Annotated in this window: 25 protein-coding genes and 1 pseudogene; 23 read left to right on the forward strand and 3 right to left on the reverse strand. The window is 51.0% G+C overall.

The window, feature by feature from the left end; translation table 11 throughout:
* Positions 1-35 precede the first annotated feature (35 nt).
* The 8 genes from BLO43_RS05355 to BLO43_RS05395 all read left to right on the forward strand — a co-directional run bounded on the left by BLO43_RS05355 (position 36) and on the right by BLO43_RS05395 (position 7,388).
* On the forward strand, positions 36-986 hold the full coding sequence (locus BLO43_RS05355) for a sodium-dependent bicarbonate transport family permease (RefSeq protein ID WP_090906175.1): 951 nt from the start codon (positions 36-38) through the stop codon (positions 984-986).
* A 156-nt stretch (positions 987-1,142) separates the two neighbouring features.
* Positions 1,143-1,460, forward strand: coding sequence for a PG0541 family transporter-associated protein (locus BLO43_RS05360; protein ID WP_090906176.1), 318 nt, complete (start codon positions 1,143-1,145; stop codon positions 1,458-1,460).
* Between the two features lie 316 nt (positions 1,461-1,776).
* On the forward strand, positions 1,777-2,247 hold the full coding sequence (locus tag BLO43_RS05365) for a COG3415 family protein (protein ID WP_254773343.1): 471 nt from the start codon (positions 1,777-1,779) through the stop codon (positions 2,245-2,247).
* 1,495 nt (positions 2,248-3,742) lie between these two features.
* Positions 3,743-5,098, forward strand: a complete 1,356-nt coding sequence (locus tag BLO43_RS05375; protein WP_090906179.1) for a SulP family inorganic anion transporter — start codon at positions 3,743-3,745, stop codon at positions 5,096-5,098.
* Positions 5,099-5,173: 75 nt separating this feature from the next.
* Positions 5,174-5,599 carry a universal stress protein gene (locus tag BLO43_RS05380; protein WP_090906180.1) on the forward strand — a complete coding sequence of 142 codons (426 nt, stop codon included), beginning with the start codon at positions 5,174-5,176 and terminating at the stop codon, positions 5,597-5,599.
* Between the two features lie 177 nt (positions 5,600-5,776).
* Positions 5,777-5,983, forward strand: coding sequence for a hypothetical protein (locus BLO43_RS05385; protein ID WP_090906181.1), 207 nt, complete (start codon positions 5,777-5,779; stop codon positions 5,981-5,983).
* A gap of 128 nt (positions 5,984-6,111) precedes the next feature.
* Positions 6,112-6,540: a hypothetical protein gene (locus BLO43_RS05390; protein WP_090906182.1), complete on the forward strand. Its 429-nt coding sequence runs from the start codon at positions 6,112-6,114 to the stop codon at positions 6,538-6,540.
* A gap of 314 nt (positions 6,541-6,854) precedes the next feature.
* Positions 6,855-7,388 (forward strand): gamma-glutamylcyclotransferase, encoded by a 534-nt coding sequence (locus BLO43_RS05395; protein WP_175443869.1) that lies wholly within the window; start codon positions 6,855-6,857, stop codon positions 7,386-7,388.
* Positions 7,389-7,515: 127 nt separating this feature from the next.
* On the opposite strand, the gene rsgA is transcribed toward BLO43_RS05395, so the two are convergent.
* From rsgA to BLO43_RS05410, 3 genes are all read right to left on the reverse strand, one after another.
* Positions 7,516-8,313 carry a ribosome small subunit-dependent GTPase A gene (gene rsgA, locus BLO43_RS05400; protein ID WP_254773344.1) on the reverse strand — a complete coding sequence of 266 codons (798 nt, stop codon included), beginning with the start codon at positions 8,311-8,313 and terminating at the stop codon, positions 7,516-7,518.
* A 110-nt stretch (positions 8,314-8,423) separates the two neighbouring features.
* A complete protein-coding gene (locus BLO43_RS05405) occupies positions 8,424-8,765 on the reverse strand; it encodes a 4a-hydroxytetrahydrobiopterin dehydratase (protein ID WP_090906185.1) in 342 nt (113 codons plus the stop codon).
* A 268-nt stretch (positions 8,766-9,033) separates the two neighbouring features.
* The gene (locus BLO43_RS05410; RefSeq protein ID WP_090906186.1) at positions 9,034-10,290 is read right to left on the reverse strand and encodes a M48 family metallopeptidase; all 1,257 of its coding nucleotides are present in this window, start codon (positions 10,288-10,290) and stop codon (positions 9,034-9,036) included.
* A 96-nt stretch (positions 10,291-10,386) separates the two neighbouring features.
* On the opposite strand from BLO43_RS05410, the gene orn reads away from it, so the two are divergent.
* The 15 genes and pseudogenes from orn (at position 10,387) to lipA (ending at position 26,917) form a co-directional block, all read left to right on the forward strand.
* Positions 10,387-10,932, forward strand: coding sequence for an oligoribonuclease (gene orn / locus BLO43_RS05415; RefSeq protein ID WP_074631483.1), 546 nt, complete (start codon positions 10,387-10,389; stop codon positions 10,930-10,932).
* Between the two features lie 210 nt (positions 10,933-11,142).
* The gene (glgP, locus tag BLO43_RS05420) at positions 11,143-13,698 is read left to right on the forward strand and encodes an alpha-glucan family phosphorylase (RefSeq protein ID WP_090906187.1); all 2,556 of its coding nucleotides are present in this window, start codon (positions 11,143-11,145) and stop codon (positions 13,696-13,698) included.
* Between the two features lie 247 nt (positions 13,699-13,945).
* Positions 13,946-14,277: pseudogene (locus BLO43_RS05425) on the forward strand (hypothetical protein); the annotation flags it as partial.
* Positions 14,278-15,107: 830 nt separating this feature from the next.
* A complete protein-coding gene (glpK, locus tag BLO43_RS05435; protein WP_090906189.1) occupies positions 15,108-16,646 on the forward strand; it encodes a glycerol kinase GlpK in 1,539 nt (512 codons plus the stop codon).
* 35 nt (positions 16,647-16,681) lie between these two features.
* On the forward strand, positions 16,682-17,227 hold the full coding sequence (locus BLO43_RS05440; protein ID WP_139149242.1) for a hypothetical protein: 546 nt from the start codon (positions 16,682-16,684) through the stop codon (positions 17,225-17,227).
* A gap of 236 nt (positions 17,228-17,463) precedes the next feature.
* Positions 17,464-18,693 carry an ADP-forming succinate--CoA ligase subunit beta gene (sucC, locus tag BLO43_RS05445; RefSeq protein ID WP_254773345.1) on the forward strand — a complete coding sequence of 410 codons (1,230 nt, stop codon included), beginning with the start codon at positions 17,464-17,466 and terminating at the stop codon, positions 18,691-18,693.
* Positions 18,694-18,695: 2 nt separating this feature from the next.
* Positions 18,696-19,580 (forward strand): succinate--CoA ligase subunit alpha, encoded by an 885-nt coding sequence (gene sucD, locus BLO43_RS05450; protein WP_090906191.1) that lies wholly within the window; start codon positions 18,696-18,698, stop codon positions 19,578-19,580.
* Between the two features lie 25 nt (positions 19,581-19,605).
* A complete protein-coding gene (locus BLO43_RS05455; RefSeq protein ID WP_090906192.1) occupies positions 19,606-20,529 on the forward strand; it encodes a CobD/CbiB family protein in 924 nt (307 codons plus the stop codon).
* 193 nt (positions 20,530-20,722) lie between these two features.
* Positions 20,723-22,249 (forward strand): helicase HerA-like C-terminal domain-containing protein, encoded by a 1,527-nt coding sequence (locus tag BLO43_RS05460; RefSeq protein ID WP_090906193.1) that lies wholly within the window; start codon positions 20,723-20,725, stop codon positions 22,247-22,249.
* Between the two features lie 109 nt (positions 22,250-22,358).
* Positions 22,359-22,634: a hypothetical protein gene (locus tag BLO43_RS05465; protein WP_175443870.1), complete on the forward strand. Its 276-nt coding sequence runs from the start codon at positions 22,359-22,361 to the stop codon at positions 22,632-22,634.
* Between the two features lie 70 nt (positions 22,635-22,704).
* Complete coding sequence (locus BLO43_RS05470; RefSeq protein WP_090906194.1) at positions 22,705-23,856, forward strand: D-alanyl-D-alanine carboxypeptidase family protein; 1,152 nt, start codon at positions 22,705-22,707, stop codon at positions 23,854-23,856.
* 42 nt (positions 23,857-23,898) lie between these two features.
* On the forward strand, positions 23,899-24,771 hold the full coding sequence (locus BLO43_RS05475) for a D-amino acid aminotransferase (protein ID WP_090906195.1): 873 nt from the start codon (positions 23,899-23,901) through the stop codon (positions 24,769-24,771).
* A gap of 12 nt (positions 24,772-24,783) precedes the next feature.
* A complete protein-coding gene (locus tag BLO43_RS05480) occupies positions 24,784-25,152 on the forward strand; it encodes a YbeD family protein (RefSeq protein ID WP_090906196.1) in 369 nt (122 codons plus the stop codon).
* Positions 25,153-25,213: 61 nt separating this feature from the next.
* A complete protein-coding gene (gene lipB, locus BLO43_RS05485) occupies positions 25,214-25,864 on the forward strand; it encodes a lipoyl(octanoyl) transferase LipB (protein WP_090906314.1) in 651 nt (216 codons plus the stop codon).
* Positions 25,865-25,972: 108 nt separating this feature from the next.
* Entirely contained in the window at positions 25,973-26,917 is a 945-nt protein-coding gene (gene lipA / locus BLO43_RS05490) for a lipoyl synthase (protein WP_090906197.1), read from the forward strand.
* Positions 26,918-26,947: the final 30 nt, after the last annotated feature.

The following is a 26,947-nucleotide window of genomic DNA, read 5'->3' on the forward strand; positions in this document are numbered from 1 at the left end:
ACCAAGATTAATAATGACGATAGGAGGATGACGCAATGGCGACCATACAACCTGTAGTGCTATTCTTTGTCTTGGGGGTTTTAGCCGGCGTGCTGAAGTCCGACCTCAAGATCCCTGAGGCTTTATATAAAAGCCTTAGCATCTTCCTGTTGATCGCCATCGGTTTCAAGGGTGGGGTGTCGATGGCCAAGTACGAGATCATGGAAGTGCTGCCAATCGCCCTGTCGATGGTTGTGCTTGCAGCGCTGATACCACTGACGGCCTATCCCATATTGAAGAAGGTGGGGAAATTTAATCAGGCCGATTCCGGCGCTATTGCCGCCCACTACGGTTCGGTGAGCGCGGTGACCTTTGCCGTGGGGATTGCTTTCCTGGATGGCATCAAGGAGACGTCCGAAGGTTACATGGTCCTGATCATGGCGCTGATGGAGATACCGGCGCTGGTGACCGGCACGATCCTCGCGCGGCGCGGTGCTGGGGGTTCTACCCAGTGGGGCAAGCTGATGCATGAGATCCTGACCGGCACGAGTATTTTTCTGATGGTTGGCGGGGTCATTGTCGGTTACTACGCTGGAATGGTAAAACTTGTCTCGCCGCTGGATAAGATGTTCATGGATCTGTTCATGGGCGTGCTGGCACTGTTCTTGCTGGAAATGGGTTTGCTGGCATCAGCGCGGTTATCGGCAATCAGGGCAAAAGGCCCGTTCCTGCTCGGGTTCGGCATACTGTTTCCATTAACAGCTGCGTTCTTCGGCGCATTCCTGGGCGCTATATTCGGTTTATCCCTGGGCGGTACCATGATGCTGGCTGTGCTGTATGCCAGTTGTTCCTATATCGCGGCTCCTGCAGCCATGCGTATCGCGGTGCCGGAAGCGGATCCGGCGGTATCGATCGGCGCTTCGCTGGGCGTGACCTTCCCGTTCAATATATTCATCGGGGTACCGATCTACTTTGAAATGGCAAAATTCTTCAAGGCAATGTTTTAAAGCATCGGCTGATCCGCGCAGAAAACGATGGACGTACTATCATTACGGAATGAATTAGGAAAGCACGTTGTCCGGGTGATAGTACGTTTCGGTAGCAAGTTACATCAATACTGGGTGGCGCGGTTATACGACACTCTTCACTTCTAGGAGAAAACAATGAATGCCACGATTACATTGAAACGGCTGGAGATCGTAATTGATGAGGAAAAGCTTGAAGAGCTGATAAATATATTGAATGAAGTCGGTGTACGCGGTTATACATTCATCAAGCAAGCGGGTGGGCTTGGCTCGCGTGGTACACGGCGCCCTGACGATATCTTTTTTGAGCAGACGAATGCCATGTTTATTCTCGCCTGCGAAGAAAAGCAGGCGGAGAGACTTGTTACGACACTGCGCCCGAGGTTAAAGGAGTTTGGTGGGATGTGCCTGATTTCGGATTGCGAATGGGTGATTGGACCTGCTGCTTCATACTGATTCATCTATCTTACGTCTGAAAATTTGGCTGGGCATGTCCATTCTCCTGGCAGCCCAGCCGATGGTGATCTTTGTCGGCAAGACCGATTTACATTTAATAATGTAACAGTTCTCGGATATGGCGGGCAATGACAAGGCTGCGGGATCAAAATCCGGCCAATACGTCGCAGACTATGCAGTGTAATTATCTGACATAGCGTCGAGTGATTGGACGCATTTGTTTACGCAGAAGAGGCGGAGTCATTGTACGATTATCCAAGGTTCATTCCATAGGTTTTATTTACTTATCTGATATGAGCATGCAATGGCGAGACCTGTGACGGGACGTGAATTTGTAAAGGCAGCGAAGGAAAAGATTGTGGCGGCTAAAACAGTTGATGCCCTGCGCGCAGCTCAGGCCTTACTTTTACCGTTGGAGTTCGGGCTGTCGTTGGAACAGACGGCCACCGTCATTGGGTTATCCAAGAGCCGGACAGGAAAACTAAGGACGCGGTTTCAGCGTATCGAGATCGGTGTCGAACAGGTCAAAACAAAAAAAGGGCTTCGTAACCATGCGCGAATGAGCCTGGATGAAGAAGTGAAGTTTCTTACTCCCTTCATTATCGAGTCTCAAAATACAGGCGCCCTTCATATTCAGCAACTGAAAATGGAACTTGAACGATGCCTGGGCAAGTCGGTGTCGACATCGACAGTTTATCAGCTACTCAGGCGCCATGGATGGTCAAAGCTTGTACAGCATCCAAAAACGGATATGGATGCATGGAAAAGAATAGGTTCAAAAAAGTAGATGGCTACAAGAGAGAAAGTAGCGATGATCATGTGACATTGCGTGTACGTTTTAGGTTTACCGTCGCAAGATAATGCCTATTCTTCAATACTCAGAGGATGTATAAGATTCGGTAAGAAGTTCCGCACGAAGAAACGCTTAGTCTCCCAGTCCTCCAGATTCTCTTTCATACGCTCGCTAGCTGAATCATCCTTTCAAGTGGTTCGCCTGACTTGAGCTTCCTTCCAGTTTTCATCCAATCTAACAGGAAGTAATTTCGGATCAAATCCCGGCGAGTGGGCGGTGTGGTCCTGCCTCTAAGAATGAGCCATAGCCGCGGTTGAATCCTGGTTTGCATTGACCCGCTCCAAAATCAGCACCGTTCTAAAATGGAAATTTCCGGCGCTTTAACTTGCCGGAGAAGGGATTTTCCTAGCCTAGCGGGCGAATGAATGCCAACCACTCCCAGACATGAGCCCATTTATCAAGTCTCGGGCAGATAAATTCCAGCCTATGATCGACCCTGATCATCCGTGGCAAAGGATGGGGCGGAGCCCCGTAATGCGATCCAATACACGCGCCACACGCTCCCACGTTCCCCAAAAATAGAGGTCTCACCTCGATGACGATGCTTTCCTTCGTCCAGTCATCCACCCCATTCGGACAGCGAATACGCCTGCCGCAGCTAGGTCGTCATGCAAGAAATCTATTGACCAGGCATGGTTGGTATTCCAGGAAGCGCAGTGACACTCTTTCTGTCAGGTCGACCCACATGGTTGAGCACTACCAATCCTGCATGGCGGCAAAGCCGATAGACCTGCCTGACGCTAACGCAATAGCCTTCTCACTTGAACAGAATAGGGACGTCGATCGCCAAAGCGCCGCCCCTGCCCGGCAAGCGAAACGATGCACTCGTGTAGCTGAAAATTCGAGTCCGGTCGGGCGCAATAATACAAGGATAACGAAGATGAAAAAAACTTCACATATCGGTTTTCTCATAATAAATCCTATTCCCTTATCTCATACCAAGGCATTTAAAGACTCTTATATAAAAAATTATAATATATTGTATATAAACGATAATATTGTGAAAAGAAACATAAATAATTCTATTTAGTGTACTTATTTATATATCGCCCAGTTGCAATAATTAGATATCTTCACAAATAAATGACAAATACAGAACATATTCTTCACAGATGTAGTGATATGTTAGCGTTGCTTTTAATGTAATAACAAAAATGGCTAAACAAGAATTCATGTCAAGGACGGTTGCGTAAGCTGCCACGCGAGGTGCTATCGGATCTGGACATGGGTGTGCTTTAGAAGAAACTTGGAGTCACCGGAACGACGAGCTGCTGATCAAGCAGTGTTTATGAGTTCATGTACTTCAGCTCAACCTTCTTGACTGTAAGGCAGCAGAGGGTAAGGAAGATGGGAAGCATTACCGTGGCGGTTTATTTTTTGTATGTAAATCTTTTTGATATTTAAATTTTTTTAAAAAAGGATGGGTATTATGAGTTCATATACTTCAGAAAAACCGCTTGTGCCATCGGATGACCACCAATCCGATGGCACGCCGGAATTGGTTACCCCTGTGGGATCAGCGGGGTTTCAGGCCAAATACGTTGCCCGCGATATTCAGGCGGGAATCATAACGGGAGCCATGGCCATTCCCCTGTCTGTCGGAATCGCCTTGATGTCAGAGTATCCCATCAAGGTCGCCCTGGCGACTGTTGCGTTCGCCTGTTTTATTGGCTGGATCAATGCTTTTATCAGGCCAGGCAACTATATTGGTGCACCTGGCGTCGCCGCGGGCCTGGCGCCAGTCCTGGCAATGGGTGTTCACAGCTTTGGTATCGAAAACATGGCGTTCGTTATTTTCCTGACCTCCGCCATGCAAGCGGTGATATGGAAATATGATTGGCAAAAATATATTCTGCTGGCGGTGCCAAGCTACCTCGTCGAGGGACTGTTGGCGGGGGTCGGCTTGAAGATTGCCCTCAAGTTTTTGACATTTACCTATGAGCTGCCTGCCGAGCAGGAGTCGGCTGATGCGTTCTGGAATGGTGCACGCATACAAATGGCGCTGGTATCCTTAGCGGGTTTTGCCATGTTTGTGTATCTGTTTTCGAAATTCAAGGATACGAAGCCCGCCATTCCTTACTTCCTGCTGATCGGAGCAAGTATAGTGCTGGCGCAATTCATGCCCATGTCCATGTTGCACGTGGATGATGTCGATCTTGCACTGGCCTTGCCGATACCGCACTTCGATAGCGGATTGACCTGGATGTATGTGATCGGCTTTGCGGCCATGCTGGCGGTGATCGATGTGATAGAGCAAGTCATGAGCAACGCCGCCATCGAAAAAATAGATCCACTAAAACGCAAATGCAACACCAACAATAGTTTGTTGGCTATCTGGATAGCCAACATGGGTTCCAGCTTCTTTGGCGGCATGACCAATTTGGACGGTCTGGCAAAAAGCACCACCAATAAACTGGCTGGTGCCATGACCAAATTTTCTGTCTTTGTCATAGGCGTCGTGGTCACCTTCTTTGTCCTAAACTCCCAGTATCTTGAGTTTCTTCCCAAGTTTTCGCTGGCGGCCATCATGATTTTCTCCGGCTGGAAAATGATCATGGGACTGTGGCACGTGGCGCATTACGGCCAATACGCGATGATACTTGCTACCCTTTGCGGGTTGCTGGTCTATAAAGTGGGTATTTTCGAAGGTCTGCTGATCGCCATGGCAGTGCATGGTCTGGTCAATTATCTGGTTTTCAAGCAAGCTGGCAAAATACCGAGCAAGGTCATCGTCAAAAAGTATTTTGAAAAGTTCTCGGCAAACGCAAATGGCGGTGCTGACTGACCAGATAGTCTTATCGCAGCAATGGCGGGCGATTAAACGCCCGCCACTTTGTCATAGTTAATAATAGGAGTCAGTATGTACAAAAAGATTATGGTAGCTATTGGCGATGATGAAACGTCCCAAATTGCTTTGCAGGAGGCCCTGCATATTGCTGTCACAGATGGTGCCAAACTATGCATCGTTCATGCTGTGGCGGAATCCTCCAATGGTGACACCCATGGCAACACCGGCCAGCAAAGCGGCGTAGGCCTGCTGGAGAGGGCCAAGTCTACCGCCGGTAATGCACTCGCAGCGGAAACACGTCTATTGCCGGCGGAAGGCGAATACGGTGTGAATGGCGTTTCAGAAGCCATCGCCAATGCGGTCACAGAGTGGGGAGCCGATCTGCTTGTGGTAGGAACAAAGGGTCGGCGAGGCTTGGAGCGCCTGGTCATTGGTTCGGTGGCCGGACAACTGGTAAATATCGTTGATATTTCGATTTTATTGGTCCGCCCCCACTAAAAAATTCAGGCATCCCAAAAAAATTTAATCAAAATGTGAAGAATATGTGGACAAAGCATAAAAAAGTTGTGAATTTGTGAAAAATATGTATACTTTATGTTAAGTAATTGTGAAGTTAATTAGAGTTAAATGATTAGCGCGGTATTTCTTAAACAGCATTTTTTAGGAGTATTTTCCATGAAAACGACCTTTGCCTTAATTTTGACTGCGATTCTTGTGCTGCTGTGGGCTTTTCCCGTTTTGACATCAAAGGATTTTGATATGGGCCGGTTTGCTATCGACTTTTGCCTGTTTATGGGGACTTACCTAATGCTTGTATGCCCCGAGCTTTTTAGTCCCCTAGCGCGCCGCACGAAGCAATTAACCAGTCGCGTTCCTGCATAACGGGAAGCATCATCTCGATTTGGCGGGCAGGCGAAAGCGGGTTTGAAATACAGGATTTTCAGATTAATTATGATCGATAGCAAATCTGCCTCATCCACGCCCGTGGGTTTGCATTTTTTGGAAGTTGTATGAGAAATGGTTTAACTAAAGTACTTCTGCTCGCAGGTGTAATGTGTATTGGATTTCCGGTTTTAGCGCAGGACGCGGCAAGTAAGGGCACGCCCAAGATAGATGTTTCGTGCATACAGAACGCTATTGACGAACGTGATAACTCGCTGGTGGCTATGGTTGATATCTGGTCGTCGTCTGTTAAAAGTGCGCTTGAAACACGGCGTGACTTAGAAAGAGCCAGTTGGGATATTCGCGGCTATAAAGAACGACGGTTAGCTCAAAGAAAGGCGTGGAGCGATTATGGCAAAGTTCTTCGTTATGCAAATAGCCAAAAAAAGAAAGAGCGGGTCAGTGCATGGAAAAAATTTGAACATAATCGCAAAGAATGTGAGGGCGCCTACTCTCCCGAAATGAACACGGGGAGCACTTATGACGCAAATCTCTAGAATCAGAAAGTAGTTGCGCAAGCCGTGAAAGATGAATGAATTGCCCGAAGTAGAACACGGTGTTTTTCAGTTAAAAGTAGGAAAAAATGTTAGGAAAGTATGCCGAATAATCAGTCCCATTACATAAGATGAATAATGTAATCGTTCAATCGATGTAAACGCATAATTCTTATCCTAATTGTTAAATGTTAGACGATTTATTTTATTTTTGCATCTTGGCATTTTAAATTTTTTTAACCTTTTATATATATAAAATCATGTTAAAAACTTCTACATCAACCAGCACATTTCTTTATTTTGCATATGGCGCAAATATGTTATCCCGGAGACTTCATGCATCGGATAGAGCGCCGTCCGCTGTAGCAATAGATATTGGTTTCGTCCAGGGACGAAGATTCTCGTTTGACAAGGTGAGCCGCGATGGGTCCGGTAAATGTGATCTCGAAGCAACGGGCAATCTGAAAGATCGGGCTTATGGCGTTCTTTTCAAGATAAATGTAAAAGAAAAGCCGGGCCTTGACAAGGCAGAGGGCCTCGGAACTGGATATAGCGAAGCGAATATTCAGGTCGTTACCGCGACGGGTGTGTATACAGCGTTAACGTACGTAGCTAGCTACGAGGAAGCTTCTCTCCTGCCATATCAGTGGTATAAAGCATCCGTTATAGCGGGGGCCGTCGAGCATGGCTTGCCGACTGAGTACGTTGAATGGCTGCGAACATTTGAAGCGCAACCCGATGCAAATGCTAAGCGCCGCACTGAGAGGGAATCATTGATATTCGGTGATTTGCCGCTGCATCGCTTCCAGCTTGACATGGGTAGGCGTCAGGCAGCCGTTAACGAAGCGTAACAGGTGGCTTTTAATTAAAAGCCAAAAATCAGCGACGGCGCTCCACATCATTTGAGCTTAAGGTCATAAGCGCAACGGCTATTTGCCTATAGCAAAAAATATGTAATCCGCCTTTCAAGGTATAGATTTAAGCTCGCGACATGGCACCAGGTAATATAGCCAGCTTGCGATAAAAATCAAGACGCCGCCCGCTGATTTTCCCCTCTCGCGCTGCTTCTCCCAGCGCGCAGCCAGGTTCATCGGCGTGGCGGCAATTATTGAATTTACATTGTCCAAGATAGGAACGAAATTCGATAAATTCCCAAGCCAAATCTTTCCCATCAATATGATGCAAACCAAATTCCTGCATTCCTGGGGAATCAATAATGCGGGTATCTTCATCAAGGTGAAAAAGCCGGGCATGGGTAGTCGTATGGCACCCGCTATCAAGTGCGATGGAAATACCGGCGGTGGCGCGTTCCGCATCCGGAATCAGCGTGTTGATGAGGGTGGACTTGCCCATGCCGGATTGACCTACCAGAACGCTAAGCTGGCCTTTAAGGTAGGGTAGAAGAGGCGTAACGCTGGTCTTGGCGCTAATTTGCAACAGCGGGTAACCGAGCTCCCGATAAAGCGAAAGTGAGGCAGCGGCAGCGCGCGTAGGCTCTATAAGATCCGCCTTGTTGAGTACAATCAGCCCCCTAATACGTTGATTCTCGGCGGCCGCGAGACAACGGTTGATAAGTTCTTCGCTAAAGCTCGGCACGGCTGCCACCACGATGACCATCTGCGTAACATTGGCGGCGATGATCTTTTCACGGTAAACGTCGCTCCGATACAGTAAGGCGCTGCGGGGCAGAATCGTTTCTATGACACCCTGTCCTGCCGTAGTGAGCTTGATTTCCACTCGATCACCGCACGCTGCACCTCCTTTTTTTCCGCGCATCACGCAGGAAAGCGAAGTATGGCTCGCGGTTTTAACAAGAAAATGCCTCCCGAATGCGGCAACTATCTGTCCCGAAATTGATGATGAAGTAGAGACGCGGCGAGTTGAGCTCAAATCTTGAACAGCGTGTCTATTTTTGCGGCACAAATGAAATCATTCTCGGACAATCCATTGATGGCGTGTGTGGTGTACTCCACGTGGCACTTATTGTAACCGACCACAATGTCTGGATGGTGGTCTTCGCGATGCGAGATCCATGCAATTGCGTTGACAAAAGCCATTGTCTGATAATAATTATTAAAATTGTAGGTCTTCGCAATAAGCTTATCGGAAAACTCCCACCCATCAAGCTGCTCCTTCAATATGGCAACTTCTGCAGGTGAAAGCGGCGGCATCCCGCCTTCACAGGGCTTGCATTGTTTAGTGGCCAGATCATTGACAATAGTATCCATTAGCGCTCCTGCTGGTTAGTGATTAATCAAGCCGATATCCGGGTATAAGAAAGAGCATCCTAAAAAAGAAAGAATCCCCGAAGCTTTAAATTTGCGACCATTGATCGCGAGTGCCCGCTTGCGCTGTTTTATCGCGACGCTTTGCTGATGCTGAAAATATCTCTAAAAATATCAGCAATAGGGCAGCATATTTAGCCACGCTTCCGATTGATCAGTATCGTTATCGGGGATTTTGAATTTTCAGGGCTGCGTAAATATCAGGTGAGCATCAATTATGCGCCAGGTTTTGTAGTCGCGCTATTCTCATTGCTGCCGGCGGATGCGTATCATAAAACGCCGAATGCAAGGGATCGGGAGTAAGCGTTGCGGCATTGTCCTGGTAGAGTTTGACCAGCGCCCGTATGAGATCGTTGGCGGACGCATTGTGCGCCGCATACTCGTCCGCTTCGAACTCGTGTTTGCGTGAGTATAGGCTTGCCATCGGCTGGAATAGGAAAGTAAATGCGGGCATGATCAAAAAAAACAAAAGTAGCGCCATTGCGGTTGAAGGGATGGCGGAAACGGAGACGCCCAATCCCCGGTAAAACCAGTCCTGTTGCATCAAATAACCCAGCATCCACAAAAATACCAGACTCATGGCAAACGTCCACAGGATGCGTTTGATAACGTGACGACGCTTGAAATGTCCCAATTCATGGGCCAATACTGCTTCAATCTCGGATCCATCCAGACGAGAGAGCAGGGTATCAAAGAAAACGATCCGTTTGGTTTTACCGAAGCCGGTAAAGTATGCATTGCCGTGATTGCTTCGACGCGAGCCATCCATCACGAAAAGCCCGCTGGACTTGAAGCCGCATTTCTGCATTAACTGCTCAATACGCACCTTCAGCGGAGCATCTTCCAGTGGCGTGAATTTATTGAACAGGGGGGCAATCCAGGTGGGGTAAATAGCCAGAACCGCCAGGTTGAAGCCCATCCATGCGAGCCAGACATATACCCACCAGTTTGTGCCCATTTTCTCCATTAACCATAGAACGGAAAATAGCAGGGGTATGCCCAACAGCATTCCCAGCACAGTCCGGCTGGCGAGATCCTTCAGGAACATGCGGGGCGTCATTTTGTTGAAGCCGAATTGTTGTTCGATAACAAAGGTCCGATAATAGCTGATGGGAATTCCGGCCAGACTCATCAGCAACATGGCGCTGATGATGAGCGCCATGCCGTGAGCCAATGGATCGTTCAACCAGTCTGACCAGAATGCGGTCAGGACATTCAGTCCGCCTCCCAAGGTAAATATCAGCAAAAGTATTGTTTCCAGCAATATGCTGACGTAACCCAGGCGAGTTTTCGCACAGGTGTAGTCTGCTGCCTTCTGGTGCGCTTCAAGATTGATGCGTGAAGAAAAATTCGCCGGCACGCTATCACGATGGGCGAGGACATGATGAATATGCCGCGTTGCCAGCCACATCCGCGCACAGAACGTGAGCAGCAGAGTAACGAGAAATACGGCTGTAAAGGTTTGCATGTATATATTAGCCAATTGATGCGCCTGACGAAAGGTGACGAGGCTCCATCGATATGACACAATTACAGATTGAAAATTCAGGAAGTTGGTTCAATTATGGCACAAGATAGCAATAACCTCATCTGGATAGATATGGAAATGAGCGGGTTGAGCCCGGAAAATGACCGCATCATCGAAGTCGCTCTGGTAGTCACTGATTCTCAATTGAATGTGCTGGCTGAAGCGCCGGTACTGGTGGTATCGCAACCGGAGGCGGTGCTGGATGGAATGGATAGCTGGAATAAATCCACCCATGCCAAATCCGGTCTGATAGACAAGGTCAAGGCATCCAGGCTGAATGAGGCCGAGGTGGAAACACGCATGACCACCTTTTTGCAAGAACACGTTTCACCCGGGGTCTCTCCCATGTGTGGTAACTCGATCTGCCAGGACCGGCGTTTCCTGGCCCGCTGGATGCCGCAGCTGGAAGCCTATTTCCATTATCGTAATCTCGACGTGAGCACCCTGAAGGAATTGGTAAAACGCTGGAAGCCGGAGATCGCGGCGGGGCTGACCAAACAGTGCAAGCATGAAGCACTGGCGGATATTTACGATTCCATTACCGAGATGAAATATTATCGCGAACATTTTATTAAAACATAGAATAATCTTAAATCCGGTAGCTGATCGCCCCGTTTTTGCAGCACATGGCTGCGTTGCGACTTCTCGGAATGGAACGGCTATTCCGTGTCATTGCGCCTTGCCCTGCACTCCAGAAACAGCATACTTCACCCTATCCAACTATCGGATTTAGGATAAACGGGATCTCTGGATCGAGATAACCTTTTTCCAACTCTTTCAAGGAAATCACGCATGTCTTCCGGCACCGTTTTCACTATTGCTGTCAATCCAAAAATCCCCCTTCGTCTGGCGCGCCTTGAGGAGCTTGCCAATGACCTCTGGTACAGCTGGGATCGCTCCACGCGCTCGCTGTTTTCGCGCCTGCATCCCGGACTCTGGGGAGCAGTGGGGCATAATCCGAAGGCTTTTCTCAAGCGTGTGGACGAATCGATACTGCTGAAAGCGGCAGAAGATCCGGTGTTCATGGCTAATTACAACAGCATAATATCTGCCTATGATTCCTATCAGTCGGGGCCGGCGCACCCTGATAGCGGCGGAGGTTTTCGGCCAAATGATCAAGTAGCCTATTTTTGTTTCGAATTTGGATTCCACGAGAGTTTTCCAATTTATTCCGGAGGTCTTGGCATTCTGGCCGGCGACCATTGCAAGGCAGCGAGTGATTTGCGCTTGCCATTGATTGGTGTCGGGTTACTCTATCGTCAAGGATATTTTTTCCAGACTATCGATAATCATGGGAACCAGCAGGTCACCTATACCGACTCGGATTTCGAGGATCTGCCGGTAATACCCGTATTGCATGAGAACGGTTCAGAAGTACGCATCGAGGTGGAATTGCCGCACCGCAAGGTGGTGGTGAAGGTCTGGCGGGCTAAAATCGGTCACGTTACGCTCTATTTGCTTGATACTGATCTGCCGGAAAACTCAATGGGCGATCGTGATATCACTCATCAACTCTATGGCGGCGACAGGATCATGCGCATCGAGCAGGAAATAATACTCGGCGTTGGTGGTGCCCGTGCACTACGAGATATCGGGATAACACCGACGGTATGGCATATCAACGAGGGGCATGCGGCATTCATGATGCTGGAGCGCATGCGTAATCTGGTGCAGCACGGTCTGGATTTCGCCGGTGCGCTGGAGGCGGTTGCGGCAAATACCGTATTTACCACTCATACCGCAGTCCCGGCGGGACATGATTATTTTGGCGATGATATGATATCGGCATACTTTGAGGGATTCTGCCAAGACCTGAAGATCACTCGCGAGGAACTTATTTCATTGGGCCGTGTACCAGGCAGCAACGACTTCAACATGACAGCCCTCGCCATTCACGGTTCGCGCTTCCACAATGGCGTAAGCAAGATACATGGCAACGTATCTGCGCGTATCTGCAAAGATTTATGGGCTCAGATCGAGCCGGAAGAGAATCCGATGGCGTACATCACGAACGGTGTTCATGTGCCAACTTTTCTGGCGCAGGAATGGTCTGATTTATTCGATCGCTATCTCGGCTATGAGTGGCGCACCAATATAACCGATCCTGAATATTGGTCGCGTATAGAGACTATCCCTGATCATTTGTTCTGGAGCGTGCGGCAAACGTTGAAATCGCAAATGCTCTACGGCATACGCGCCCGTCTTGCCGTACAGAATTCGCGCAATCATGGCTCTGAAGCGCATCTTGATCGCTTGCTCAGATTCACTGATCCCATTAATCCAAATATTCTGACACTCGGCTTTGCCCGCCGCTTCGCTACTTATAAACGCGCCGCGCTGTTGTTCGAAGATCTTGACTGGTTGCGGAGAATTGTGATTCATCAAGAACGGCCAGTGTTGATGATTTTTGCGGGTAAAGCACATCCTGCCGATGTACCGGGGCAGGATTTGATCCGGCGCGTCAGCCAGATTGCACAGCGTCCCGAATTCGAGGGGCAGCTTCTGCTGGTCGAGGGCTATGATCTCCGCCTTGCCCGCCGGCTGGTGGCGGGAGTGGATGTGTGGCTTAACAGCCCCGTATATCCTCTGGAAGCCAGCGGTACCTCGGGAATGAAAGCGGGTATAAACGGGACGATTAACCTGAGTGTCCTCGACGGCTGGTGGGGAGAAGGCTATAACGGCAAGAATGGCTGGGCTATCAAGCCGGGGCCGGAGAATATGGCTCCATCGTTACGCGACAAGGAAGAGAGCAGGGATTTCTACGAAACGCTACAAGATCACGTAGTGCCGCTTTATTACAGCCGCGATAAATTCGGTTACTCGCCAGAGTGGGTGAAAATGGCCAAAAACTCGATGATGTCGTTGCTGCCGCGATACAACGCTGCACGCATGGTGGGTGAGTACGCCAAAAATTTTTATGTGCCGGCCAGCAAGCAGGGTGCGCTTTACGCCGATAAAGATTTCAGCGGCGCAAAAAAAATCGCCGCCTGGAAGGCTTTTGTGAGAAAGGCGTGGCGTGGCGTATCGATACGCCGCCTGGATACACCAGGCAAGCGTATTAGTTTTGGCGAGGCGTTGTACTTCGATGTCGCGGTGAGGCTGAACGGCTTGCAGCCTGAGGATGTGGTGGTGGAACTGCTGATTTGCCGCCAGTTCAAAAAGACCAAGTTATGCGACTTCAAGCACTTCAAGTTTGAGTTTTCCGGTATCGAAGAATCGGGTGAGCATCAGTTTACGTTGAATCTTACCCCGGATTTATGCGGAAAACTGGAATATTACATGCGTGTTTATCCTTCTCATCCATTGCTGACGCACCCCTTCGAAATGGGCATGATGGTTTGGCTATAAAATCGGGAGAACTAGGCCAGCCACCTTGGCGCGGCGAAGATAATCGCAACCTGTGGTCAGCGACGCTCCGGTAGCGTGGGAAATATCCCGGTTGGAGCGACCGCATTCGTGATGCAGCCGGAGTGTTTCTGTAATCTTGCGCATGGCTAACCTGTTGTTGGCCTGTGGCTCTCCGGAGAAATCTCCGAGGTTGTCACGGTTATCCCGCGTACCACTACATCTTTATTTTACCGTCCAGTTTGCCGTCGAACGCGTGTCCAGTTTGAGCCGGAATTCGCACGAGCCTGTGCCTGGGTTGCTGCTCCATTCGGATCGCGGCAGTCAATATGCCAGTCTGGAATACCAGGTATTAGGAGCGTCAATGCCGTGATGGAACGCTTCTTTCTGAATTTGAAAATGGAGCGTGTATGGCAACGTGATTATGCCAATCACGGCGAAGGCCAACGCGATATTACCGAATACATCGTTGGTTTTTATAGTTGCGTCCGATTGCACTCAAAACTGGGCTATTCAACGTCCGCCGCTTACGAACGAGAAATGGCAGCAATACCACCTATCCTGGTGTCTGAAATTACTTGACCACTACAGTCTGTTATTCAATAGGAGCCAAAAAGGTGAGAATAGTTGTAGTTCTGTTGCTCGTGGGGCTATATGGATGCTCGACGACTCCATCCCCTTACTACGGAGAATATACTCGTGGAGGAGAGAAGGTAGGTTACATGACGGCGCTAAACGAATGTCGAGTTGTGGCAAAGAATAAGGCCGATAAGGATAATTACGCAGACGCCTGGACTGCCGTTTGGTTGAGTTATGTTGATGATTATGTATTGGCCTGCATGCATGAAAGGGGATTCGAGTTGATCAATGGAAAATCACCTTCCAAGACTTCCCCGTCTTGGGGGGATTAGCAAACGACCATGCTCGATTTGTCACGTATAACCCGCTTGCACCGGCAAAAATTCAATCCCGGCTTGCTCCAATCTACGCTGGGAAAGCTTCGGCGCAACCCATGTATGTAGGTTATCAGGGGCTATACGTGGTCTTTGAGGCGTCCAGATGCGGCGGTAGGGGCTATTCACCCCACTCACTGCGAACGCGGTAAAGTGGACAGCAAGTGCGCGAACTACGTTTATTCGGATAACTGACTGTTCATAACTTCTCAGGATTCATTATTCCTTGGTCGTTGGTTCGAGTCCAACCGAATCCGCCAATTTAAAAAAGGTTAGCTAACCTTTTGTTGTGCTGGGTTACGATCAGGGTGATATTAGGCTAAAGAAAGGGATATTATTTGGTTTGATTAAAAAGGGTGGGATCGATCATCTCTTTTAGCGGCATAATAAGCCACTCCTTGTTGTTCTGACAGAACTTGTCTGTCAGCGTAACCTGAATCTGGTCAGAGTCTCAATAGCATGCGCTACATCCTCGCCCTCGATGCCGGTACGACCAGTGTGCGCGCCATTATCTTCGATCACGATGGTCAGATCCGCGCCGTCGCGCAAAAGGAAATACGTCAGATTTTTCCCCAGCCCGGCTGGGTCGAACACGATCCTCAGGAGATTTGGCGTACACAAATAGCTGTGGCCATAGAAGCGCTAGATCGCGCGCGTGTTAAGCCACGCGACGTCGTTGGTGCCGGTATTGCCAATCAGCGTGAGACCAGCATCGTGTGGGATCGGGAAACCGGCCACCCCGTGTACAATGCTATCGTCTGGCAGGACCGCCGCACTGCCGGGATGTGCGATGAGTTGCGCGCCGCGGGTCACGATGGAACGATTCAGAAACTCACCGGATTGATCCTCGACCCGTACTTTTCCGCGACAAAAATTGCCTGGATTCTCGATAATGTCCCCGATGCGCGCACTCAAGCGGAGGCGGGTAAGCTCATCTGCGGCACGGTGGAAACGTGGCTCATCTGGAAACTGACTAGCGGTAAGGTGCACGTCACCGACGTGAGCAACGCGTCGCGAACGATGCTGTTCAACCTCCACACCAGCGCGTGGGATAAGGATCTGCTCAAGCTTTTCCGCATCCCGGAGAGCATGCTGCCCGAGGTGCGCTCCTCGAGCGAAGTGTATGGCGCAATCAACGCTGTGCCCGGCCTTGCACATATCGCGGTAGCGGGCGCGGCGGGTGACCAGCAGGCGGCTCTTTTCGGGCAGCTATGCGTACAGCCCGGGCTGGCGAAGAACACCTACGGTACCGGTTGTTTCCTGTTACAGAATATCGGTGCCAAGCCGGTCGCGTCCAAGCAGCGCCTGCTTACCACGGCAGCGTGGAAAATCGGTGAAAAACAGGAGTTTGCGCTGGAAGGTGGTGTCTTCATCGGTGGCGCGATTGTGCAATGGCTGCGCGACGGGCTGCAACTCGTGCGTTCCGCGCAGGAGGCGGACATGCTGGCGGCATCGGTACCGGATAGCGGTGGCGTAGTTCTTGTCCCGGCCTTCACCGGACTTGGCGCCCCTCATTGGGACCCCTACGCGCGCGGGTTGATAATCGGCCTCACGCGTGACACTCGTGCCGCGCATATCGCGCGCGCCGCACTTGAAGGTGTTGCTTTCCAGGTCGCGGATCTGATCGATGCGATGCACGCGGACACCGGTAAGCCCTTTACGGAGCTGCGCGTCGACGGTGGCGCGTCGCGCAGCGAACCGATGATGCAATTCCAGGCTGACCTGCTTGGTGTACCCGTGGTGCGCCCTGCCGTGGTTGAGACGACTGCGCTGGGTGCTGCTTATTTCGCGGGACTCGCGGTCGGCTTTTGGCAAAACACTGCCTCGATCGCCGCGCATTGGCAGGTCGAGAGAGTTTTCGAACCCAAGATGCCGCGCGCCCGCGTGACCGAACTCCGCGGACGCTGGAACGAGGCGCTGGGCCGCGCGAAAAATTGGGAGCCGAAAGAAAAGACCCTGCATCCAAAAAAGCGCAAAAATAACCGTTATGAGAAATAGGGCCAAATATAATTATTGCTTTAGAATCCCTATTTTTGAACCATCTGCTTGATGGGGAAGGCTCGGTCTGTCCAGTTAAATTTATGCGCACCCTTTTAACCATTCAAGCGTTACTATTTTTCCCGTTATCAATGTTACCCGCCATCCTCTTTGCTCAACAGGTAACGACATGCATAAACCCCGTGGGCCATGCCTATTTTGCGCACATGGGCGTGTTGTCTAAGGAAGACAGCGACTGGAAGATAGATACTGTACCGAAAGGCGCTTTTACCCTGCGGAAGTTTGGAAAGGATGATTTCGATATTATTTTCATTGATTCCACCGCGCGGAATCATTCGACAACTCAGGATGGCGCAAAGGTGTTTCCGCTTCGCCGTAACGAAACAGAGGCAGCCTTTCTGATTCATTATCATGACTCCGGAGAGTCTCAAATCTATTCGTTTTTTAAAGAAAACAGCGGGGCAGCCAGGTTTTCTATACTTGTCAGCAAAGGTGGCCCGTCAATATATAAAAGCAGCGTGATGGTAGGTGATTGCACGCCTATTGACTTTAAACTCATGAATGAAGGCGATAGCCAGTAAGCCAACGATTCTGTTGTTATTCCGCACGCGATGTGTCCGAGCTGGGCGCGTGTGCTATAAGTGTTAACAGGCCCTAGTGACCATGGGTGGATAAACTCGAATATCACGCCAGCTGTCCCAACTTTCAGTGCCATCCGTTCAAGAACCCATGCGGTTAACTGGGAAACCATTTCTTCTGTCGGTAACGCTGTAAAGTTATTACGCTATACTTCATTTTCCGAATCGCCGGAGGGACCATGAAAATCCACGAATATCAGGCTAAAAAGATTTTGCGTGAGTTCGGCATTGCCACACCCGAAGGGATTGCCTGTTTCAGCGTAGAGGAGGCGATGGATGCCGCCAGAAAGCTGGGTGGCGACGTGTGGGCGGTCAAGGCGCAAATCCATGCCGGTGGGCGCGGCAAGGGGGGTGGCGTGAAAGTGGCAAAGTCACTCGATGAAGTGAAGCAATTTGCCGGGAAAATACTGGGAATGACGCTTGTTACGCATCAGACCGGCCCTCAGGGTCAGGTTGTGCGACGGCTTTTTATCGAGCGGGGCGCCGAGATCAGAAACGAGCTTTACGTCGGCCTGGTGGTGGATCGGGGCAGCCGGCGCGTTTGTCTGATGGCGAGTTCGGAAGGTGGTATGGATATCGAGGAAGTCGCCACCAGGACGCCTGAAAAAATTCACAAGGTGTTTATCGACCCCATGACTGGGCTCAGTGCGTATGATGCTGACGACATCGTACGCAAGATCGGTTTTCCGGAATCCGCCGCTGCGGAAGCGCGCACCCTTTTGCAGGGTTTATACCAGGCATTTGACAGCACCGATGCGTCCCTGGTCGAAATCAATCCGCTGATACTCACCGCTGATAATCATGTCGTTGCGCTCGATGCAAAAATGAACTTTGACGACAACGCACTGTTCCGTCATCCTGAGATTGCCGCCTTGCGTGATCTTGACGAGGAAGACCCGGCGGAGATCGAGGCGTCTAAATATGATCTCTCCTATATTTCGCTGGATGGCAATATCGGCTGCCTGGTGAATGGCGCGGGCCTGGCGATGGCAACCATGGATATCATCAAACTCTATGGCGGAAGCCCTGCCAACTTTCTCGATGTGGGCGGGGGCGCCACCGCCGAGAAGGTGACAGAGGCGTTCAAGTTGATGCTGCGTAACCCGCAATTGAAGGCCATACTGGTCAATATATTTGGTGGCATCATGAAATGTGATGTGATCGCCGAGGGTGTGGTTGCCGCGGCGCGGGAAGTGAAGCTGAATGTTCCGCTGGTGGTGCGCCTTGAAGGCACCAATGCGGATCTGGGCAAAAGGATTCTCGCCGAATCCGGCCTGCCGATCATTTCGGCGGGTAATATGGCGGATGCTGCGGAGAAGGCCGTGAGAGCGGCCGGTTTGGTATCAGAGACGACCCAATTGACCGAGGCATCAACCAGGGTATCGGCACCGGCGAAAGGGGGAGTATAGTTATGGCGATCCTGATTAACCGGAACACCCGGGTAATGACGCAGGGCATTACCGGCAAGACCGGGCAATTTCATACCCGCATGTGCCGCGACTACGCCAATGGAAAGAATTGTTTTGTTGCCGGGGTAAATCCGAAGAAGGCGGGTGAGGATTTCGAAGGTATCCCGGTTTATGCCACCGTGAGAGAAGCGAAGCAGGCGACCGGGGCGACGGTCTCGGTGATCTATGTGCCACCGCCATTTGCCGCTGCCGCGATTGACGAGGCAGTGGATGCAGAACTGGATCTGGTTGTCTGTATTACCGAGGGCATCCCGGTTCGCGACATGCTGCGCACCTGCCACAACATGCGGGAGCGAAAAACCCGGCTGATCGGCCCTAATTGTCCCGGCATTATCACGCCCGACGAAATCAAGATTGGTATCATGCCTGGCTATATTCACAAGAAGGGACGTATCGGCGTGGTGTCGCGCTCCGGCACCCTGACATATGAAGCAGTGGCGCAATTGATGGAGCAGGGACTGGGACAATCCACTTGTATTGGCATTGGCGGCGACCCCGTGAACGGATTGAAGCATCTGGATGTCATGAAGCTATTCAACGACGATGATGAAACGGACGCGGTTTTAATGGTGGGTGAAATCGGTGGTTCCGATGAGGAGGATTGCGCCCGTTGGGTCAAGGACAATATGAAGAAGCCAGTGGTGGGTTTCATCGCAGGCGTAACCGCGCCACCAGGCAGGCGCATGGGACACGCGGGAGCAGTTATCTCCGGCGGCAGGGGTACGGCGCAGGAAAAGCTTGCCGTAATGGAAGCGTGCGGGATTAGGACGACACGCAATCCGGCGGAAATGGGCAAGCTGCTGAAATCGGTGCTGAAATCGGGTTGACAAAGACAATCATGGCCCTTTCGCAATGACCTTATCTTCGCTAATTTTTGCTCTTCTGCTGGAGCAATGGCGTCCCAGCGGAGATCGAAACCGCATCGTCTTACTGTTTCTCTCCTATGCTGACGCGCTGGAGCGCTACTTCAATACCGGGGCGCGCCGTCATGGCGTTGCCGCCTGGATCGTCGCGGTGGTTCCGTTACTGATACTCACGGGATGGATCTATTATCTCTTGTATAACCTCAGCCCGCTACTGGCGTTGGCATGGAATGTGGTAATACTTTATCTCACCATCGGATTTCGTCAATTTGGTGATTTATTCACTGAGATCAAAGATGCGCTCAGGAATGGGGATCTACTTCTGGCCCGCAGGTTGTTGAGGGGATGGCGCGGCGTACCGGCGGATGAACTCGATAGCCAGGAAATCGCGCGGAACACGATTGAATTGGGGCTGATTCATGCGCATCGTTATGTATTCGCTATCATTGTCTGCTTTGTTGTTCTGCCAGGGCCACTGGGTCCGGTGCTGTATCGTCTCGCGGAATTATTGAGTGAGCGTTGGGGCAGCCGGGCGGAGCAAGCACCGGACACATTTGGACATTTTGCGACCAAGGCGTTCGAGGTTATAGACTGGATACCGGCAAGGTCAACCGCCGTGAGTTTCGCCATTGCCGGCAATTTTGAGGATGCGGTTTATTGCTGGCGCGCACAAGCCGCTTCGTGGATTGACCAAGCCGAAGGCATTATTCTCGCCAGTGGCGCCGGTGCGCTCGGAGTTCGCCTGGGAGATTCGCTGCAGGAGCACGCCGGGCAGTACCACCGCCCGGAATTAGGCGTGGGCGAAGAAGCTGACATGGATTTTCTGCAAAGTACCGTCGGCTTGATCTGGCGTACGCTGGTGCTGTGGCTTCTGCTGCTCTTGCTGCTGGAGATTGCGAGTTGGGCTGGGTAAGGAAAGTAAATATTGAATCTGAATCTGGCAGTTGACCGCTTATTTTTCCTTCATTTTTCAGCTTGGTGCTATGATCAACAAGGACTTTTTGCATCGTAGCCTCTTTATGGTGAATTCGCTAAGTCAGGCCAAATCAGGCATGCTGATGCAATCGTGAAGCTTCATTAAACCACCTACGATCTACGGGGTATTTATGCCAGAACCACTACTGATCGCAACTTCCGGTCATCCAATCGCGTTGCTGCCTGGTTTCGCCAATCGACATGGACTTATCACCGGCGCGACCGGTACCGGCAAGACCGTTACGCTACAGGTATTGGCTGAACAATTCTCCTCCATCGGTGTGCCGGTATTTATGGCTGATATCAAGGGCGACCTGTCGGGCCTCGCCGCACCGGGCAAGAGTTCCCCAAAAATGGAGGAGCGGCTGGCGCAACTCAAACTCGATGAACCGCGGTGGACGGCGTGTCCAGCCACGTTCTGGGATATATATGGCAAATCCGGACATCCGGTACGCGCAACAATATCCGATATGGGACCGCTGCTACTCGGGCGGCTATTCAATCTGAACGATACACAGCAAGGTGTGCTGGCGCTCGTATTCAAGATCGCGGACGATAACGGCCTCTTGCTGCTTGACATGAAAGATCTTCGTGCGATGTTGCAGTTCATCGGTGAGAACGCGAAAAATTTTACCGTTGAATATGGCAATATCTCTGCTGCCTCGATAGGTGCGATTCAGCGCTCGCTGCTTGAGATCGACCAACAGGGAGGCGGTCAGTTTTTCGGTGAATCGATGCTCGACATCAACGATTTGATGCAAACTGACAGCCAGGGCCGGGGAATGATCAATATTCTCGCCGCCGATAAGCTCATGAATTCGCCTAAATTGTACTCGACGTTCTTACTATGGATATTGTCCGAACTATTCGAGCACCTGCCGGAAATTGGCGATCCTGAGAAGCCTAAACTGGTATTCTTCTTTGATGAAGCCCATCTGTTATTCAACGAAGCACCCCGCCCACTGCTGGAGAAAATCGAGCAGGTAGTGCGATTGATACGCTCCAAAGGGGTCGGGGTGTATTTTGTGACACAGAATCCGCTTGATGTGCCCGAGAGTGTTTTGGGTCAGCTTGGCAATCGTGTACAACATGCCTTGCGCGCGTTTACGCCGCGCGACCAGAAAGCAGTCAGGTCGGCGGCGCAAACCATGCGCGCCAATCCTGATTTCGACACCGAGAAGGCCATTACGGAACTCTCGGTTGGCGAGGCACTTGTGTCGTTATTGGACGAGAAGGGCCGCCCTTGTATTGTTGAGCGGGCATTCATTTATCCACCAGCTTCGCGAATAGGCCCGCTCACCGATGCGGAACGTGCGGCCATTATCAAATCGTCTATTATTTTTGGACATTATGAACAGATAGTGGATCGCGAATCGGCTTATGAAATAATCAAAAGCCGCACCGCAACCACTAAAGATGAGGGTAAGGCAGCGCCACAGGCAAGTAGTGGAACACAGACTCAGACTGAGCAGGGCGGCGGCATGATGGACATGCTGGGTGGTATGCTTCTCGGCAAAACCGGACCGCGGGGCGGTCAACACCCGGGGATTTTCGATGCGGCTGCCAAAAGCGCGGCGCGCTCAATCGGCTCGCAGGTTGGCCGCGAGATCTTCCGGGGCGTTTTAGGAGGCATCTTCGGAGGGGGACGCAGGCGCTGACAGTTTCAACCGGCGGTATTTGTTTCGCGGAACAACCTTGATTGATGGGCTGACCGTTAGTTTACCGTGGTGAGCCGCAGGCGAATTCCAGGAAGCGGGGGAGATAGTGATGCGTTTAATTACGGCGATCTTTTTGGTTATGATCATTACGGGCTGTGCAACGACAGGGCAGGGTCAGCGTCCTTCAGGACCTCCGCCGCCAAGCACACGGCCCGCCTATAATCTTACAGGCTACTCACCCGCCTTCAAGGATGGCTATATTGATGGCTGCGAAACCGCCAAGAAAACTCCCTACGGATTCAAGGACGCACGCCGCTTCTCCACCGACACCCAGTATCGAATGGGTTGGAATGACGGATTGAGCGTGTGCCGCGGCAAACAGTAACGCAGATAGCTGTTGCAGTCGGTACGTGTTCCACGTGGCTGGGATATAATAACGTTTTTTGCAGTTTGCCATGAAACGCTTATTCTCGTTATTGCTGTGCTTTGTAGCGCTCCCAGTGTTCCCGGTAGCCGCCCAGCAAACCAAGTATGATGTGGTGCCGCAACCTCCTTTATCGGTAGCCGCCAAATCCTACATTCTCACCGATTTTCAGAGCGGGCAGACTTTAGCCAGCCTGAATGTGCGTGAGCGCGTGGAACCCGCGTCGCTCACCAAATTGATGACGGCGCACGTCGTCTTTTCAGCCCTGCAGCAGAAGCGTATCACGTTGACGCAAGCCGTGACGGTGTCCGACCGTGCCTGGCGCGCGCAAGGTTCGCGCATGTTCATTGAGCCCAACAGGCCGGTAACGGTTGACGAATTAATGCGCGGCATGATTGTGCAGTCAGGTAATGACGCCTGCATAGCGCTGGCGGAAGCTATCGCCGGTTCAGAGAGCGCTTTCGTGCAACTGATGAATAAGGAGGCGGTACGTTTGGGCATGAAGAACACACGCTTCGCCAATTCCACCGGGCTGCCGCATCCTGATCACTACACTACTGCTGAAGATCTTGCTTTGCTGGCGGCGGCCATGATCCGTAATTTTCCGGAATACTACCCGCTTTATTCGTTGCGGGAGTATACGTATAACAAGATCACGCAGCCCAATCGCAATCGTCTGTTGTGGCTTGATCCCAATGTGGACGGTATCAAGACGGGCCATACTGACGCCGCCGGCTATTGCCTGATTACTTCCGCAAAACGCGGCGATCGGAGGTTGATTTCCGTGGTGATGGGAACCGCCTCCGATAATACGCGTACCATGGAAAGTCAGCGCCTGTTGAATCACGGTTTCCAGTTCTACGATACCGTGCATCTGTATCACAAAGAACGCGAGGTGACTACCATTCCGCTATGGAAGGGTTCGCAGAACAAGCTGAAGACCGGGTTTGGCTATGACGTTTATTTTTCGCTCCCCAAGGGCCAGGCCGATAAACTGAAAGCCAGGATGGAATACAAGCAGCCTTTGATTGCTCCCATCAGTGCGGGACAAAAAGTGGGGGTGGTGAAATTCACGCTCAATGACAGGCCTATGGCAGAACATCCTTTGGTAGCATTGGAGACTGTGAGTGCGGCAAATTTTTTTGGCCGTACCTGGGATAGTATGCAGTTGTTATTTAATTAGACTGTATGCGCCCCCTTACCGATTTTATATACAAGGATCGTCATGATTTATCTCAACGGTGATTTTATGCCTATCGAGGAAGCCCGTGTTCCCGTGCTGGACAGGGGTTTCATTTTTGGTGACGGCGTGTACGAAGTGATCCCTGTATATTCCCGCAAGCCCTTTCGTCTGGCTGAGCACCTGCATCGCTTGCAGCACAGCCTCGATGGCATTCGCCTGTCAAATCCACATTCCAACAAGGAATGGAGTCATTTGCTGGAACGAATCATCGCTGGCAACGAGAGCGATGATCAGTCTCTATACTTGCACGTTACTCGTGGTGTGGCCAAGCGCGATCATGCTTTTCCGAAGGGTGTTATGCCTACGGTATTCATCATGAGTAATCCGCTGCTGGCGCCGCCGGCAGAGTGGCTCGCTACCGGCGTTGCCGCCATAACAGCCAGCGACAACCGATGGCTCCGCTGCGATATCAAGGCAATTTCCTTATTGCCCAATGTGTTATTACGACAGATGGCAGTTGATGTAGGCGCGATAGAAACAGTGCTGCTGCGGGAAGGCTTTATGACTGAGGGCGCGGCGAGCAATATTTTTGTGATAAAAGATGGAATACTGTTGGCTCCGCCAAAAAATCATTTGATGCTGCCTGGCATTACTTATGACGTGGTACTTGAACTTGCGTTCGCCAATGAGATCCCGCACGAAGTGAGGGAGGTGTCCGAGTACGAGGTGCGTACTGCCCAGGAAATCCTGTTGACATCCTCAACCAAGGAGATCATGCCCATTACTCGTCTCGACGGAAAATCAGTGGGCGACGGTAGACCGGGAGCGATGTTCGCCCTGCTGCACCAGCTCTATCAGAATTACAAGAGCACCGTAATGCGGGGCGGTACTTCAACATTCGAAGGAAACCATTAGTATTCTCAGTCTATGGAGACTTCAGTGCAGCCCTCCTTAATCGAATACCCCTGTGATTTTCCCATCAAGATCATGGGGCGCGTGGATGGTTTACCGGTTAAGCCGGCCGTTTACCAGAAAAGCGATGCCATCCTGCCTTCTGCGGATGATTCCATTACCGCTATTCCGGTGGAGCATGGCGGGCAAGATTTTACCCGAGCGGTGCTGATGATTGTGAAGCGCCACGCCCCGGATTTCGATGAGGCAAGCCTGGAGGTCAAGTTCAGCAGAAAGAATACGTATCTGAGTCTAACCTGCACAGTCCGCGCCATTTCCCGTGAGCAACTGGATGCGTTATATCAAGAATTGTGCGCTCACCCCATGGTGGTCATGGCGCTTTGAGCATCCTGAGATTTGGACTCTGAGTAATTTTCCGGATATGCTTTTGGAGCATGGATATCTTATGCCTGGAATCAGGCCAGTGGAATTAAGCCAGGGATCGGAATTGAAGGTTCAACGATACTCCGGCTTGGCGGACTATCTTTCCACCTGGCAGGCGATGAAAGACTTTACAGCATCTCGCACGGAGAATACGCCTGATGAGATCTGGCTGTTGCAGCATACGCCGGTTTACACCCAGGGCATTGCGGGCAAGCCGGAGCATCTGCTCCATAACAACGGTATTACCGTGATCCGGACAGATCGCGGCGGACAGATTACGTATCACGGTCCCGGTCAAATTGTCGCGTATCTGCTGCTTGACATGCGCCGCCTTAAACTCGGCGTACGCGAGCTGGTCAGAAGAATGGAGGGTGCCGTGGTAGACTTGCTGCGAGATTATTGCATCGGTGCCGAAGGCCGTGTGGATGCCCCAGGGGTATATGTAGACGGTGCAAAAATTGCGGCGTTGGGATTGAAAATAAAGAACGGCTATTGCTACCATGGTCTGGCTCTCAATGTGGACATGGATTTGAGTCCGTTTGCCGCAATTAATCCTTGCGGCTATTCGGGCTTGCAGGTAACGCAGACCAGAGATCTTGGGGTGGCAGCCGGACTGGAAACGTTGAGCGGAGAACTTGCCGGTAAATTGCAAATGAGACTTTTCAGGATTTGAAAAATGGAAAGTCCGATGCAGTACAAATGGAAAGTATTGGTACAGCATATATTGCAACACAAATAATCATTTAAATGTATCGTTATTGAGGAATGAGATTATTTTGCCATGACAATTGAAACCCGCCAGAAAGGTGCGGCTAAAACCGCACGGAATCCCATCAAAATTGCACCACAATTACACAGTGAGTTGCTGCGTAAACCGTCATGGATCCGGGTACGCTCGTCCAATAGTCAGGAATTCCACGAAGTCAAAAGAATTTTGCGGGAGCAGAAGCTGCACACCGTGTGCGAAGAAGCCTCCTGTCCCAATATCGGCGAGTGCTTTGGCAAAGGTACCGCCACCTTCATGATATTGGGCGATCTTTGCACACGCCGTTGTCCTTTCTGCGATGTGGCACATGGCAAGCCCTCGCCACCGGATGCCGAGGAACCCTTGCATTTGGCGCAATCCATTGCAGCCATGAAGTTAAAATACGTCGTCATAACCAGCGTGGACCGCGATGATCTGCGTGATGGCGGTGCGCAGCATTTCGTGGACTGCATACGTGAAGTCCGCACCCACTCGCCGCGGACAAAAATAGAAATTCTTGTACCGGATTTCCGTGGACGGCTGGAAGTCGCACTGAATAAATTATTCGCCTGCCCGCCTGACGTGTTGAATCATAATCTCGAAACAGTGCCGCGCCTCTACAAACAGTGCCGCCCCGGCGCTGATTACGCGCATTCGCTCAAATTGCTGAAAGACTTCAAGGCACGTTTCCCGGAAATTCCCACTAAATCCGGGTTAATGCTGGGCTTGGGAGAGACTGACGAGGAAATTCTTGAAGTGATGCGCGATTTGCGCAAACATGATGTCGAGATGCTCACCATTGGCCAATACCTGCAACCCAGCATTGGACATTTACCTGTTTTGCGCTATGTGCCGCCGGAAGGATTCAAGGAATTCGAGCGTGCGGCGATCGAGATGGGTTATAGCAACGCTGCCTGTGGTCCAATGGTGCGCTCGAGTTATCATGCCGATCAGCAGGCGCATGAAGCGGGCGTAGCATAGCGATTCATTCAAGGATGGCGGTTCACTTAA

This window comes from Nitrosospira sp. Nsp13, from assembly GCF_900101945.1.
Taxonomy (GTDB): domain Bacteria; phylum Pseudomonadota; class Gammaproteobacteria; order Burkholderiales; family Nitrosomonadaceae; genus Nitrosospira; species Nitrosospira multiformis_D.